The sequence below is a fragment of the Mycobacterium sp. DL440 genome, assembly GCF_011745145.1.
In the GTDB taxonomy this organism is placed as follows: domain Bacteria; phylum Actinomycetota; class Actinomycetes; order Mycobacteriales; family Mycobacteriaceae; genus Mycobacterium.
The window spans coordinates 2949756-2964200 of record NZ_CP050191.1 but is presented as its reverse complement, the minus strand read 5'-3'; the positions used below and the strand labels follow the sequence as shown (position 1 = coordinate 2964200).

The following is a 14445-nucleotide window of genomic DNA, read 5'->3' as shown; positions in this document are numbered from 1 at the left end:
GTGGCAGAGTAGGGGATCATGGCGTGGAGTACGCGTGAAATCGCCGAACTTGCGGGCACCAGCCTGCGCGCCGTGCGGCATTATCACGCCGTCGGCCTGTTGCCCGAGCCCCAGCGTCGCTCCAACGGTTACAAGCAGTACGGCGTGGCACATCTGGTGAAGTTGGTGCGCATCAAAAGGCTGACCGAGCTCGGGTTTTCGCTCCCGCAGATCGCCACGATGGGTGATTCGGACGACCACCCCGAACAGGCCTTACAAGAGCTCGACGCCGAACTCGCCACGACGATCGAACGGCTGCAGCGCGCCCGCGACGAGCTCGCGGTGCTGCTGGAGCACGCGGCGCCGACGGACCTGCCGCACGACTTCGTTCCGCCGGCCGCGGTGGCCAAGATGAGTGACGCCGATCGCTCCCTTGTCGTCGTGCTGAGCCGGGTTCTGGGGCCTCGCGGGATGCAGGTCTACGCCGAGATGATGAGGGATGCACCCGACGACCCCGCGTCGGCTGAGTTCGACAATCTGCCGGCCGACGCCGATGAGGCAACGAGGAAAGATCTCGCGCAACGGCTTGCGCCCTACATCCGGGCGGTGAACCAGGCTCATCCCGGGATTGCGCAGTCCCGATCGGACGCTCCGCGAGGGAAACGCTTCGCGGACAAGACGATCAGCGGCGCGATGGCCGACTTGTACAACCCGGCGCAGCTCGACGTGCTGCGCCGGGCGGGGGAGATCCTGCGTTCTCAGTCCGAGAAGGCAGCGGGCAGCGGCGGCGGTGAGAGTCGGTAGCTCGGTGGCTCGGTGCCGTGCAAATGTCGTACGAAGTAATCCCAGGTGCGTCGGAGAAAGTAATGCTGGCGACCGATCAGGGCATGTTCGGCCCCGGGGATCATGATCAGGTCGAAGTCCTTGTCTTCCTTGATGAGTGCGTCGGCTAACCGCAAGGTCATGTACGGGTGCGCATTGTCGTCGAGCTCCCCGTGGATGAGGAGCAGCTTGCCCGTCAAGTTGGCGGCCAACGCGGAGTTGGAGATCGCCTGCATGCTCTCGGCGCTGACGTCACCGTGGTAATGCTCGACCCACATCGCCAGGTTCACGGCGTTGTCGTGGTTGCCTGACGTCGCGACCGCTACGTGATAGAAGTCGGGATACACCAGCACCGCGCGGGCGGCGGCGTACGCACCGGCGGACTGGCCGGTGATCCCGACGCGGCTGGTGTCCAGCCACGCATACCGGTGCCCCAATTCGCGGATCGCGGCGACGTGGTCGTCCAGAGCGCCGGCGTTGCCGAGATCGCCATAGGAGTGATCGTGAAAGGCCTTGCCGCGCCCGGCACTACCGCGCCCGTCGACTGCGACCACCGCAAATCCCAGTGCGGCGAAGGCCTCCGGCTCGCCCTGGTGCGGCGGGTCGAACGACGGTCCGGCCCGGTAGATCTGCGGACCCGGGTAGATGTGCTCGACGATCGGATACCGCTTCTGCGGGTCGAATCCGTGTGGGCGCCAGAGCAGACCGTAGATCGGCGTCTTCCCGTCGGCGGCCGTGACGCAGAATCGTTCCGGCGGGCTCCAACCGAGAGCTTCCAGCTCCTCGGTGCCCGGCGACTCGAGTTCGACCAGTTCCTGCCCGTTGCCGTCGACCACCACCGATCGTGCCGGCCGGCTCGATGAGGACGCGCGGTCGACGACGTAGCCACCCTCGGACGGGCTGAGGGCATCGTGGTCGAGGTCGTCGTCGGTGAGTCGGGTGAATCCGGAACCATCGAGATCGATCCGACAGATCTGCCGGAGGTACGGGTCGTCATCGTTGAGACCGCCGGCCAGAAAGTATACCTGCCTGCAGTCCTCGTCAACCCACAACAGCGAGCGGACGAGCCACTGCCCCTTGGTGATACGGGTGACCTGCTGTCTGTCGGCCGAGTAGAGGTAGAGGTGTCCCCAACCATCGCGCTGCGACCACCACACGATCTCGCCGGACTCCAGGACGCGCACCATCTGCGGGTCGCCGAGTTGCACGGCGGGGTCGATGCGCGTCTCGCCCGTTTCGCTGATCAAAGTCGTCGTTGCGCCCGTCGCCGGGTCGAGGCGACGCAGCTCGAGGGTGCGGGCGTCGCGGGAGTGGCGCAGGAAATGCACCGCCTCACCCGTCTTTCCAGTCCACCAGGCATACACCAACGCCGTGTTGTGCATGATCACGAACGGATCGTCCAGCTGCCGAATCACCTTGCGCTCGTTCACATCGAGGACGTTCCACGTCATCGTCGCCACGGCCTCCTCGCCGGGCATCGTGTAGCGCGTACGGTGTTCCACGGGGCGGCCACCGTCGGCAGGTGAGGACTCGACCAGAACCAATTCCGGTAGGTCGCGTTGATCGATGCGCTGCACCAGGATCCGCGTGGAATCAGGCGACCAGTGGAAGATCGTCAAAGGTGGCAGACCAAAGACCCGCATGAGCGCCCGCGCTCCGGTGGTCTCGGGCAAGCTGCCGTAGTCGAACTGTGGCTCGGCGTCGTCGGTGAGTGCGAACTCCTGCTCACCGTCGGGGGTTCGGACCCAGATGTTGCCGTCGCGGCAGAACGCGACCCACGAACCGTCCGGTGACGGCACCTCACCGGGCACCGGCCGTGCGTCAGCTCGCTCCGTCAGGCCTGCCTCGTCCGACCATTCCCACTGCTTGTCGAACGCGGTGAACCGCGTGGTGTAGTCGTCGAGGATCTCCACGCCGGTGATCGACAGGTCGCCGCCGGTGACGGCGTGGCCGGACGTTTCGGACAGGGCGGCTGCCAACCGGTCGTGGTCGAATGCCGCGCGACGGCTGCCGTCGGCGGGATTCACCACGACGTAGCGAGTTCCGATCAGGTACCAAAACCGCGTGCCGCCGGACAGCCATTGCGGTTGCAGCACGCCACCGGGCACCTTGCGCGCCCGGTACGGGGCCAGCATCTGCTCGGCGCGGGCGTAGTCGGAATCGGTCAGCGTCGTGTCGTCAGCGGTCACGACCACGGTGCAACACCCGGACGTAGCGGCATGGTCAAGCCCGCAATTGACCTGGCGGCATTAACCAACGCCAGAATCCGTCCCGGCAATCCCGATGACAGCACTTTGCTCAGATGACGTACATCACTTGACTGCTGCGGAATCGAAGTCCCGCGTGCGCACTTGTAGCTGGTGACAGCGACAGATGGACCGGGGGTCAACTCATGAGCAAAGCGCAGCCAGCCCGAAGGGGCAGCGTGATTTCGACGGTGGCACAGTCCGCGATCTTCACGGCACTCGCGCTGGCCGCGATCGTCTTCGGTTCGCTCGTCGGCCCCATCGCCTCGGCGAACGCCGCCGACGGGTGCGCCGACGTCGAGGTCGTGTTCGCCCGCGGAACCAACGAGGCACCCGGTGTGGGCGCCACCGGGCAGGCGTTCGTCGACGCGCTCAGCGCTGGTTTGGCCGGCAAGTCCGTGGACGTGTACGGGGTGAACTACCCGGCGTCACTGAACTTCGGCCAGGCCGTCGACGGGATCGCCGATGCGAGCAACCGGATCCAGTCGATCGCGGCAACGTGCCCGGCGACGCAGATCGTGCTCGGCGGTTACTCGCAGGGCGCTGCGGTGGCCGGTTACACCACCGCCAGTAACGTTCCCGCCGGATATGTCCTGCCCGCCAGCATCAGCGGCCCGATGCCGGCATCGGTCGCCTCACACGTCGCAGCCGTGGCGCTGTTCGGAACTCCCGACGAGTGGGTTCTGGGACTGGCCGACCGCAGCGCACCACCGATCGCCGTCGGTGCGCCGTACGTGGCCAAGACCATCCAGTTGTGTGCCCCCGGTGACCCGATCTGCTTTCCCGGTGGCCTGAATCGTGCGGCCCACAGCTCCTACAAGGACAACGGAATGGCAATTCAGGCAGCCGATTTCGCGGCCCGACAGTTGGGCGGCGGTGCTCCGGCGGCGACGATGGTGCAGACCGCAGGCGAGGCCGGCGCCAACTGACGCCAAACTGAACAATTCAGACGGCCGGAAGCGGGTCCTCCGCTTCCGGCCGTCAGCGCTCGAGGCCTCGGAACCCGGCGACGGTGTCGGCCAAGGTGATTCGCGGATCACGGTAGGTGATGCCCAGATCGCGTTTGCTCGGTGAGTCGTCGGACGCCGGCATCTGCGTGTAGTACTGCATCCCGGCTTCGGTGAACGGTGTCTGGAACGGCAGGAACGGGCCCATCCGGTCGAGCACCTGACCGGCGACGCGCAGCACGGTGTCGGGAACCGGCACGGCGAACATGGTCTTGTCGCCGACCTCGGTGAGCAGCTTGGCCAGCTCGTCCACCGGAATGCGATGTCCGCCGGCCATGTACCGGCGGGGTCCGCGTTCAGGTTCCAGCAGCGCGACATGCAGGGCTGCCAGATCGCGACCGTCGACGATGGTCCAGGCCGCGCTACGACCAGGGATCGCCCCGAGTTGCAGCGCGGCAGCCACCCCCTCGCCGGCTTCCCCGAACTGGTTGCCCACCGGCGGACCCATGACCATGCCGGGATAGGTGATGTTCACCGGCGCGCCGGCGTCCTGCATTCCGCGGGCGTAGATCTCGACCTGGGCCTTGGACCGCCCGTAGCCGTCCGTCCCGCCGAACACCGGCAGGTCCGCCTCCAGAGTGTCCACGTCGGGATTGAACAGCGCGGTGATGCTCGATACGTGGATGATCGGATCGAGGCCGTGCTCGGCAGCGCCGCCGAGAACGTTCCGCGCACCGTCCATGTTGGTGCTCATCATCTGCGCGGTTTGGCTGGGATCGGTGGCGACCAGCGCCGCACTGTGCAGGACGGCGTCGCAGCCCTCGAGCGCGCGCATGACCGAGTCGCGGTCGGTGATATCGCCGACCGCATGGTCAGAGACATCGACCCCGAGTTTGGCGACACTCGTTTGCAGCCGGTCCGGATTGCGCACCAGAAAGCGAACGGAATGACCGGCGTCGGCAATCGCTTTCGCGCTCCACCCGCCCACAAATCCGGTACCGCCGGTGACCAGTACGCGCATGCGCTCAAGCTAGTACGTCAGGCGGTGCCGGGAAGCAGTTTCGGCTCAGCCTCCGCGCAAAGTCGCGAGCTCCTTCATATTCGCCAACCCCTGCTCCTGCGCCTCATCGAGGAAACTCGGCAGCGGGGCCCGCAGTTCGGGCAGCACCTCGTGATCGAGCAGTGCCTGCAGGTCGGCCTGCTTGGCGCTGTGGCCCGCCTGGTTGTCGAGCTCCTGAACGCCTGAATCGGTTGTGTAGTCATACAACTCGTGGTGGATGGGCCGCGAGGTGTCGATATCCATGGTGCCGGGCTTCCAGTAGGTGTACATGCCGAGCTTGGCCTCCGGGGTACGCACGGCCACGATGTGGCTGGGCGCGGACGTCGGGATCTCGGTCGGTGGGCCGGCCGTGCCGAAAAGCTTCTTTGCCAGTGGGGATTTCATCAAGGCGGCCATTTCTTCCACCGACATGTCGTCGGTGGCGTGCGCGATCCACGGCCGGCCGGGCGCCGCGCCGTCGGCAGCGATACCGGCGATGTCGCCGCGGTCCGCCAGGTAGGAGTAGCGGGAGTCGGAGCGCCAACCGGCCCCGCTGTGCGCGATGGTCAACAGCAATGGCGCCAGGTCGGCGCTGGAGGTGAGCTGCCTGCGTGTCTCACCCACGTTCGGCGTGAGATGACCTGACGGGTCACGGATGTAGAGCGGCACCCGGATGCTCTCCTCGTACACCGCGGCGCCCTTACCGCGCAGGCCGTGCGACCCGGCGTACTCGCCGTGGTCGGAGGTGAAGACGACGACGGTGTTCTCGTCGATGTCAGGCCGGGCTGCCAGGGTGTCGAGCACCCGGCCGATCTGGGTGTCCACCTGTTGATGCAGCCACAGGTACATGTCCAGGCAGCGTGCCCACTGTGCGGCCGCGTCGGGCCCGGTGTAGTCCATCGCGCCGGTCATCAAGGGCGACATGAAGTTCATGTAGTCGATCTGCAGTTGCGGCTTGCCGCGGCGGCGCAGATCATCAGCGGTCTCGAAATTCGCCGGCTTCGCGCTGAACACGTGCGGAACATCGTCTGGCAGAGGGTTTTTCGGCCACCAGCAGATGTCGTGCGGGTTGACCAGAGACACGGTGGTGCACCACGGACCCTCGTTCGCGTGGGCATCGAACCACCCGGCGAACTGGTCGACGATCGACGGGTCCTGCTGCAGGCCCTGATTCGGTGCGCCGTTGGGGGAGGGGTAGGTGCCGCCGGAGAAGCCGTGGACATCCAGGCCGTCGGGGGTGTTGTCGGCCGCGCTGCCCAGGTGCCATTTACCCCACCACCAGGTGCGGTAACCGGCATCACGCAGCATCGTCCCCCAGGTGGGGAAGCGGGCGGCCAGCGTCGACTCGGTGGGTCCTTCGCCGGTGTACAGGCATCCGGTCTGGTGTGAGTACAGCCCGGTGGTCAGCACCCCACGCGACGGGGTGCACATGTTCGACGCGCTGTAGTGCGAGCCGAACGACGTGCTGCGCGTCCGCAACCGGTCGAGGTTCGGCAGCAGTGCGCCGAGCTGCTGGGTATCGGGGAACCATTGCGGGGCCCGCATCTGGTCGACGATGACCACCAGGATGTTGGGCTGGCCGGCCACTCCCGCGCCGCGTCTGCCCAGCAGTTCGTAGCCGCCGAATCCGACCGCGGCCGCGCCGGCGGCCACTGCCGCACCACCTAGGACTGTCCGCCTGCTGAGCTCCGCCATGTCCTCACGGTAGGCCTCGCTACGATCGGTCGGGTGTTGACGGCTCAAGATCCAGTGACCTGGGAGCCGCGGCGCATCGCCGTCGCCGGGGTGGCAGGGTCGGGAAAGACGACTCTCGCGACGCGACTGTCGCATGAGTTCGACCTCCCGTACGTCGAGATCGACAGTCTCTATCACGGGCCCGGGTGGGAACCCCGACCCACGTTCATCAGCGACGTCGAGCAGTTCATCGCGGGCGATTCATGGGTGATCGAATGGCAGTACCGCGCCGTGCGCAGCCAGATCGTGACGCGCGCAGACACACTGCTGTGGCTGGACCTGCCGACCCCGCTGGCCCTGCGCCAGTTGACGCGTCGCACCCTTCGCCGACGCCTCGGCCGCCTCGAATTGTGGAACGGCAATGCCGAACCGCCGCTGCGCACGATTTTCACCGACCGTGACCACATCTTGCGCTGGGGTTTCCGCACCCGAAACAAGCTCCGCGTCACCGTTCCTGCGCTGGGATCGCAGGTGCCCCACCTGCACATCGTCCGCTTCACACGCCACCGCGACGTCGAGGCCTGGCTGAGCCGCGTTGCTCCCACCTGAACCAAGTCACCCCGCGGCGCCGCTACCGTGGGGGCGTGACAGCTCAACGACGTGTGGACGCCGATTTCCTGGAGCTGCCCCGGTCCGAGTTGGCTGACGCGGCGCTGGCCGCGGCAGCCGCGGCCGGTGCGAGCTACGCCGATCTGCGGATTCACCGCATCACCACCGAGATCGTCCAACTACGCGACGGCGAGCTGGAGATGTCGGTGGTCAACCGCGAGGTCGGGCTGGCGGTGCGGGTGATTGTCGACGGCGCGTGGGGGTTTGCCTCCCACGCCGAACTGGCACCGAAGGTGGCGGTCGAGACGGCACGCCGCGCTGTGCGGGTGGCCACGACGCTGGCTCCGCTGAACGCCGAGCGCATCGAGTTGGCTGCCGAACCGGTCTACAACGATGTGACCTGGGTCTCCGATTACGGCGTCGACCCGTTCGCCGTCCCCGCCTCGGACAAGATCGCGCTGCTCGCCGAGTACTCGGGCCGGCTGCTGGCGTCCGACGGCGTCGACCATGTGTCGGCCGGGGTGAATGCCGTCAAGGAACAGACGTTCTACGCCGACACCTTCGGATCGTCTGTCACCCAGCAGCGGGTGCGGGTGATGCCGACGATGGAGGTGGTGGCCGTCGACTCCGCTGCCGGGTCGTTCGAGACCATGCGTACGCTGGCACCGCCGACCGCGCGGGGCTGGGAGGCGCTCGCCGGTGATGAGGTGTGGGACTGGACCTCTGAGCTGGCCGAGCTGCCCACGCTGCTGGCCGAGAAGACCAAAGCGCCGTCGGTCATGGCCGGCCCCACCGACCTGGTGATCGACCCCTCCAATCTGTGGCTCACCATCCACGAATCCATCGGGCACGCCACCGAATACGACCGGGCCATCGGTTACGAGGCGGCCTACGCCGGGACGTCGTTCGCCACCCCGGACAAACTCGGCACCATGCGCTATGGCTCACCGGCGATGAACGTGACCGCCGACCGCACTGTGGAATTCGGCTTGGCCACAGTCGGTTTCGACGACGAAGGGGTGCGCTCGCAGAGCTGGGACCTGGTGCGCGACGGCATCTTCGTGGGCTATCAGCTGGACCGGGTGTTCGCGCCACGGCTCGGGCAAGCCCGCTCGAACGGCTGCTCCTATGCCGACTCGCCACACCACGTGCCGATCCAGCGGATGGCGAACGTGTCACTGCAGCCAGGTCGCGAGGATCTGACCACGCAGGACCTGATCTCGCGGGTGTCCGACGGCATCTATGTCGTCGGCGACAAATCCTGGTCAATCGACATGCAGCGGTATAACTTCCAGTTCACCGGCCAGCGGTTCTACCGGATCCGCGACGGGCGGCTGGATGGACAGCTACGCGACGTGGCGTACCAGGCCACCACCACCGATTTCTGGGGTGCGATGGAAGCCGTCGGCGGGCCGTCCACCTGGCGCCTCGGCGGGGCATTCAACTGCGGTAAAGCCCAGCCCGGGCAGGTGGCGCCGGTCAGCCACGGCTGCCCGAGCGCGCTGTTCCGCGGCATCAGCGTACTGAACACCCGGACGGAGGGCGGCCGATGATCGGCGCACAGCAGGTCATCGACATCGCTTTGCGCGCTGCCGATCCCGGCACGGAAACCACGGTGTTGGTGACCGACCGGGCCGACGCGTCACTGCGCTGGGCCGGCAACTCGATGACCACCAACGGTGAGACGGTCAGCCGCACCATCACGGTGATCTCGATCGTGCGCCGCGGCGACAAGGCTCACGTCGGGTCGGTGCGCTCCACTGAGGTCGACCCCGCAGTGATCCCGGAGTTGGTGGCCGCTGCACAGCGCGCCGCGCTGGCCTCGCCCGAGGCGCGGGATGCCGCATCGCCGTTGCCGGGTTCCGGGGCGCCGACCGACTGGGATGCACCGGTGGCGGGTACCGGTACGCAGGTGTTCACCGGCATCGCCGATGATCTGGCCAAGGGTTTCGCCGGTTCCGACCAGCTCTACGGATATGCCCGCCACGTCATGGAGACCACGTTCGTGGCCACCTCGACCGGCCTGCGCCGTCGTTACACCCAGCCGACCGGATCGGTGGAGATCAACGCCAAGCGTGATGGGGCGAGCGCCTGGGCCGGGGTGAGCACCGCGGATTTCGTTGATGTGCAGGTGGATTCGCTGCTCGACGAGTTGTCGCTCAAGTTGGGCTGGGCGGAGCGGACCGTCGAACTTCCGGCCGGCCGGTACGAGACACTGATGCCGCCCTCGACGGTGGCGGACATGATGATCTACCTGACCTGGACCATGGACGGCCGCGGGGCGCAGGAAGGGCGCACCGCACTGTCGGCACCCGGCGGGACCCGGGTGGGGGAGAGGCTCACCGATCTGGGGCTGACGCTGTATTCCGACCCGCTCGCCGAAACGCTGGCCTGCCAACCGTTCGTGGCGGTACCGAGTTCCTCGGAGCGGGTGTCGATCTTCGACAACGGCATGGACATCGACAGGGTGGATTGGATCCGTGACGGTGTGGTCAACGCGTTGGCGTATCCACGGGCGGTGGCCGCCGAATACGGCACGCCCGTCGCGGTGCCTGCTGACAACCTGCTGATGACCGGTGGCGCAATCGAATTGGCCGACATGATCGCCGGCACCGAACGCGGACTCCTGCTGACCACGCTGTGGTACATCCGCGAAGTCGACCCGACCGTGCTGCTGCTGACGGGGCTCACGCGGGACGGCGTCTACCTGATCGAGGACGGTGAGGTGACTGCCGCGGTGAACAACTTCCGGTTCAACGAGAGCCCGCTGGACCTTCTGCGGCGCGCCACCGAGGCCGGCATCAGCGAGGTCACCCTGCCGCGTGAGTGGGGCGACTGGGCCACCCGTGCGTCCATGCCGACGCTACGGATCCCGGATTTCCACATGTCCTCGGTGAGCCAGGCGCAATGAGCTAGGGAGGCCGATCGTGTTGTCGGGGCGGCAATTCACGGTTTACGGTCCGTCGCACTGGACCGTCATCGGCGTGTTTGTCACCGGCGCGGTGCTGTTGGTCTGGCTGGGGCGCCGCCAGACCGAACATCAATCCCGGATCTTGGGCCGCGGTCTCGGCGCACTGACGGCCGCGATCTACGTCGCCATGTTCGTCTACACCCTCATCCCGCCGTCCATCGAACGCTCCGTGCCGTTGCGATTGACCGACCTGGCAACTGTTGTCGGCGCCTACGCGCTGTGGTCGCAGCGGCACTGGGCATTTGTGCTCACCTATTACTGGGGTCTGGTGCTGAGCACGCAGGCGCTCATCTCACCGGTGCTCAAGAGCCCGGATTTCCCGCACTACGAGTTCCTGGCGTTCTGGTCGATCCACCTGCTCGTCGTCTGGGCCGCGATCTATTTGACCTGGGGTCGCGGGATGCGTCCACGGTGGCGTGACTTTCGATGGGTGGTGGTGGTGACCGCGGCGTGGGCAGCGGGAACCATGACGTTCAACGGCATTGCGGGCACCAACTACGGCTTCCTCAACGCCAAACCCGCCACTGCGTCGCTGCTCGACCTGATGGGACCGTGGCCGGTCTACGTCCTCGTCGCCAGTGCCTTGGTGGCGGTGGTGTGGGCGCTCATGACGTGGCCATGGGAACAACGGCCTGGAGGCCCGACACTGACGCAGGATAAACGGCCCCGTTGATGCCGACGGTGGTGGATACTGCCGGTGTGTCCGCCGATCTGCTCAGCGAGTTGACGCACCTGGTTGCGCTGTCTCCACCACAGTTGGCCGCTGTCAACGCCGACATTCGCGAGGCATGCGCGTCGACCGTCGGGTTGGCCCCACTGCCCGCCGAATCCGCCGGTGGTGCGGTCGACCCCATGGTCACCGAGTTCGCCGAACAGTTCAGCATCGACGTCACCGGCATCACCACCGCCCAGCGGGCCGCCTTCTCCGATCTGCTCGGGCCCGACGTGTTCACCGTGACGACGCTGATCTATGTGGCAGACTTCGTCCCGCGGATGCGTGCCGGGTTGTCCGCCCTGGGTGTGGACTGGCCGGCCGAACCCGTCGTGTGGGACCACGAAACAAACCCGGCCGACTACGTGCTCGACACGTTCATTCCCGCCGTGGGGCGCATGCGTGAGCTGGACCCGGTGACCTCCGAGATCGTGCGGCTGCGCGGGGCCCGCCAGCACAACTGCCGGCTGTGCAAATCGCTGCGGGAGGCCTCGGCGTTGGAGGCCGGCGCCACCGAGTCCGACTATGACGGCATCGACGACTTCGAGAACTCCGACCTGTCCGATCGGCACAAGGCTGCGCTGCGGTTCGTCGACGCGCTGATCTGGACACCGACCCAGGTGTCGGGTGAGGAGCTGCGCCAACATTTTTCGCAAGACGAGGCGGTCGAGCTGACGCTCGATGTCATGCGTAACGCCTGCAACAAGGTGGCCGTTGCACTGGGTGCCGACGCGGCACGTATCGACGAGGGCACCGAGCAGTACCGGCTGGGCGCCGACGGGCAGCCGATCTACAGCTGAGATTTTCGGGCCTGGCTTGCGCCGTTTTCTACCTGCGGGTTGTTGCCCCGCCGCCGAAACCACTGCCCTCAGGTGGAAATCGACGACACGAGCCGCAGAACGTCGTCGACTTCTGCGTCGGTGGTCGCCCACGAACAGACCAACCGCACCGTGGGCCGCAGCGCGTCGGGACGGTGCACGGCGTAGCCGGCCGAGACCGCGGCGAAGGCCACGGGTTCGAGGTCGACGAACACCTCGTTGGCCTCGGTGGGGGCGGCCAGCGTCAACCCGAGAGCGCGAAAGCCGCTGCTGAGTAGAGCTGCCATCCGGTTGGCGTGGACCGCGGTCTGCAGCCAGAGTCCGTCGTGCAGCATCGCCTCGAACTGGGCCGCGACGAAGCGTTGCTTGCTCGCCAGCTGACCGATCTGCTTCTGCACGAAGTGAATTCCGTCGAACAACTCGGGACGGCGCACCAGGATCGCATCGCCCATCAGCATGCCGTTCTTGGTGCCGCCCACGGTGACGATGTCGGCGTCGGCGACGGCCTCCGCGGGAGAGATATCCCGGGCGGCAATCGCATTGGCGATACGCGAGCCGTCGATGTGGACGAGCAGGTCGAGATCGTGGGCGTGGTCGATGAAGTCCTTGATCGCCTGCGGGGTCCAGACGCGGCCGTTCTCGGTGGATTGGGTGATGCTGACGATGCGCGGCTGCGAGTGGTGCACCGGCCCGCGGCGGGCCACCGCGGCGTCGAGCGCGGCCGGGTCGATCAGGCCGTCATCGCTGGGCAGCACGGTCAATGGGGCGCCGGAGAGCCGCACCGGCCCGCCGGCTTCGTCGACGAGTGAATGCGCGATATCGCTGCACAGGATCTCCTGCCACGGCCGCACCGCGGAGGCCAGCGCGATGACGTTGGCGGCCGTGCCGGTGAGGGCGAACAGCACCTCGGCGTCAGGGGAGTCGAAGACGGCCTTGATGGCCTCGGCCGCGCGCGGCGTCACAGGGTCGTTCCCGTAGGACGCGACGGCGTCGGTGTTTGCCGCGACGATCGCGTCCATCACCTGCGGATGAGCGGGCGCGGCGTTGTCGGAGGCGAACGCGTGTGAAGGCACGCCCGCCATGATCCCACCGCCCATGGCTACTTCGAGGCAACCTTCTTCTTGATGAACAACGCCGGCAGCACCACCGTGGCGACGGCCGTCACCAGCCAGACCACCACGGTCGCGGCGATCCAGGAGCCGACTCCGCGGATGCTGAGCCCATGGGTGAGCACCGAGGCCAGCACCAGCGCGACCAGGGTCGAGACCAGCCCGATCCCGCCGAGGAACGCCGACGCGTAGCGGTTGGCCATCTTGAGGAAGAACGGCGAAAGGATCCCCTGTGCGACGGCGAAGATCACCACCGCAGTGACGAAGCCCCACGCCGACACCGCGACACCGGGAACCAGCCACGCAGCGACGAGCAAGCCAATGGCCGATGAGCCCAGGAAGATCGCAATGCGCAGCAGAAAACGGACCATGCGGTGAGCGTAACCGCGACGGGCCTGCCTGCGGCCCCTCATTGGCGTCTGCGTCCGCGCTGTGTGCGACCATATTGCGGCGCAGACGCGCCCGGGGGCGGTAGCTCAGTCGGTTAGAGCCGTGGACTCATAATCCATTGGTCGCGGGTTCGAGCCCCGCCCGCCCCACTCAACACCCCGAACCGGCAGCGGTGCCGTGTCGGCATGCCTTCGCCGATGAGTTTGACGAGCGCGCCCCTCGCCACGTTCGGTGACCAGCCAGATGGTGATTCGGTTACGGTTTCGAAAAGTCTTCACACGTTACGAGTGATGTTCTGTATTGAATACGACCTTGCTGTTTCTCTGGATGTGTCCACCATGGCCAAAGTCGCCGCGGACCAGATGTATGAGCGCAGAAATGGGGGAATGACGAATGCGCTTTGCGACAACCGTGATCATCATCGCTGCCACCTGTGCCCTTGCCGCGGGCTGCGGCGAGACACCAGAACCGACCGCCGCCAGCACTCCGAACAGGCCGATGATCACGTCATTCGCCCCGGCGCCGGTGTTGAACAAAGCGCTGCCGAAACTGTTGCTCACCCCTGAGCAGATCGGTGCGGTGTCGGGGGCGCCGGATATGACCGTGACCAGTACCCAATCCGAGTTGCCGGACGACAGCGCCACCATGGAACCGCGGGAATGCCTGGCCATCGACGGTGCCGCGCAGGCTCCGGTGTACGCCGACAGCGGTTTTACCGATGTGCGTGATGTGTCGCTCCGAAACGGTGACAACTTCACCCATTACGCCCATCAGGCGGTGGTGTTGTTCCCCGACGCCGAGAAGGCCAAGGCCTTCTACGACGCATCGGCACAACAGTGGTCCCAGTGCCACCACTACCGCCACACACAGTCCGGCACCCAGTGGGAGGTCGGTCCCATCTCGAACAAGGCAGGCATGCTGAGCGTCATCACCACCCAATTGCAGGCAAAGGAAGGCGGATGGGCGTGCGGGCGGGCATTGACCGCCAACGTCAACGTCGTCGTCGACGTCAACACCTGCAGTGCCAACCCGGCGGACTCGGCCGCCACGATCGCGGGTCAGATCGCCTCGAAGGTGGACCCACCATCACCGCGCGGGTAGTCACCGCCATGCCTGACGGTCAGGGCAT

At 66.6% G+C, this 14445-nt stretch carries 13 protein-coding genes and 1 tRNA gene; 9 read left to right on the top strand and 5 right to left on the bottom strand.

Going from position 1 to position 14445, the window contains the following annotated elements; translation table 11 throughout:
* The first annotated feature begins 18 nt into the window (after positions 1-18).
* The gene (locus tag HBE63_RS14345; protein WP_166905329.1) at positions 19-783 is read left to right on the top strand and encodes a MerR family transcriptional regulator; all 765 of its coding nucleotides are present in this window, start codon (positions 19-21) and stop codon (positions 781-783) included.
* Here HBE63_RS14345 and HBE63_RS14340 read toward each other — a convergent pair.
* Positions 738-2936 (bottom strand): DPP IV N-terminal domain-containing protein, encoded by a 2199-nt coding sequence (locus tag HBE63_RS14340; protein WP_166909799.1) that lies wholly within the window; start codon positions 2934-2936, stop codon positions 738-740. The two genes, HBE63_RS14345 and HBE63_RS14340, sit on opposite strands and share 46 nt — an antisense overlap.
* A gap of 257 nt (positions 2937-3193) precedes the next feature.
* Between HBE63_RS14340 and HBE63_RS14335 the strand changes: the two genes are divergently transcribed.
* Complete coding sequence (locus HBE63_RS14335) at positions 3194-3976, top strand: cutinase family protein (RefSeq protein ID WP_166905328.1); 783 nt, start codon at positions 3194-3196, stop codon at positions 3974-3976.
* 52 nt (positions 3977-4028) lie between these two features.
* Here the strand turns inward: HBE63_RS14335 and HBE63_RS14330 are convergent, their stop codons facing one another.
* Complete coding sequence (locus HBE63_RS14330) at positions 4029-5015, bottom strand: NAD-dependent epimerase/dehydratase family protein (RefSeq protein WP_166905327.1); 987 nt, start codon at positions 5013-5015, stop codon at positions 4029-4031.
* 45 nt (positions 5016-5060) lie between these two features.
* A complete protein-coding gene (locus HBE63_RS14325; RefSeq protein WP_166905326.1) occupies positions 5061-6728 on the bottom strand; it encodes a sulfatase-like hydrolase/transferase in 1668 nt (555 codons plus the stop codon).
* 33 nt (positions 6729-6761) lie between these two features.
* Between HBE63_RS14325 and HBE63_RS14320 the strand changes: the two genes are divergently transcribed.
* The 5 genes from HBE63_RS14320 to HBE63_RS14300 are packed head-to-tail and all read left to right on the top strand — an operon-like array spanning position 6762 to position 11799.
* A complete protein-coding gene (locus HBE63_RS14320) occupies positions 6762-7316 on the top strand; it encodes an AAA family ATPase (RefSeq protein ID WP_166905325.1) in 555 nt (184 codons plus the stop codon).
* A gap of 35 nt (positions 7317-7351) precedes the next feature.
* A complete protein-coding gene (locus HBE63_RS14315) occupies positions 7352-8869 on the top strand; it encodes a TldD/PmbA family protein (protein ID WP_166905324.1) in 1518 nt (505 codons plus the stop codon).
* Positions 8866-10227 (top strand): metallopeptidase TldD-related protein, encoded by a 1362-nt coding sequence (locus HBE63_RS14310; RefSeq protein ID WP_166905323.1) that lies wholly within the window; start codon positions 8866-8868, stop codon positions 10225-10227. The genes HBE63_RS14315 and HBE63_RS14310 overlap by 4 nt, the downstream gene beginning before the upstream one ends.
* A 16-nt stretch (positions 10228-10243) precedes the next feature.
* Entirely contained in the window at positions 10244-10960 is a 717-nt protein-coding gene (locus HBE63_RS14305) for a TIGR02206 family membrane protein (RefSeq protein WP_371814995.1), read from the top strand.
* Positions 10960-11799, top strand: coding sequence for a carboxymuconolactone decarboxylase family protein (locus tag HBE63_RS14300; protein ID WP_166905322.1), 840 nt, complete (start codon positions 10960-10962; stop codon positions 11797-11799). Before HBE63_RS14305 ends, HBE63_RS14300 begins: the two co-directional genes overlap by 1 nt.
* Before the next feature lie 68 nt (positions 11800-11867).
* Here the strand turns inward: HBE63_RS14300 and HBE63_RS14295 are convergent, their stop codons facing one another.
* Positions 11868-12899: a low specificity L-threonine aldolase gene (locus tag HBE63_RS14295; RefSeq protein WP_208301370.1), complete on the bottom strand. Its 1032-nt coding sequence runs from the start codon at positions 12897-12899 to the stop codon at positions 11868-11870.
* A 17-nt stretch (positions 12900-12916) separates the two neighbouring features.
* The gene (locus HBE63_RS14290) at positions 12917-13297 is read right to left on the bottom strand and encodes a phage holin family protein (protein ID WP_166905320.1); all 381 of its coding nucleotides are present in this window, start codon (positions 13295-13297) and stop codon (positions 12917-12919) included.
* A 94-nt stretch (positions 13298-13391) separates the two neighbouring features.
* On the opposite strand from HBE63_RS14290, the gene HBE63_RS14285 reads away from it, so the two are divergent.
* Together HBE63_RS14285 and HBE63_RS14280 are read left to right on the top strand one after the other, a co-directional pair.
* A tRNA-Ile gene (locus HBE63_RS14285) sits at positions 13392-13465 on the top strand.
* 244 nt (positions 13466-13709) lie between these two features.
* Positions 13710-14417 carry a sensor domain-containing protein gene (locus tag HBE63_RS14280; protein WP_166905319.1) on the top strand — a complete coding sequence of 236 codons (708 nt, stop codon included), beginning with the start codon at positions 13710-13712 and terminating at the stop codon, positions 14415-14417.
* The last annotated feature ends 28 nt before the right edge of the window (positions 14418-14445 follow it).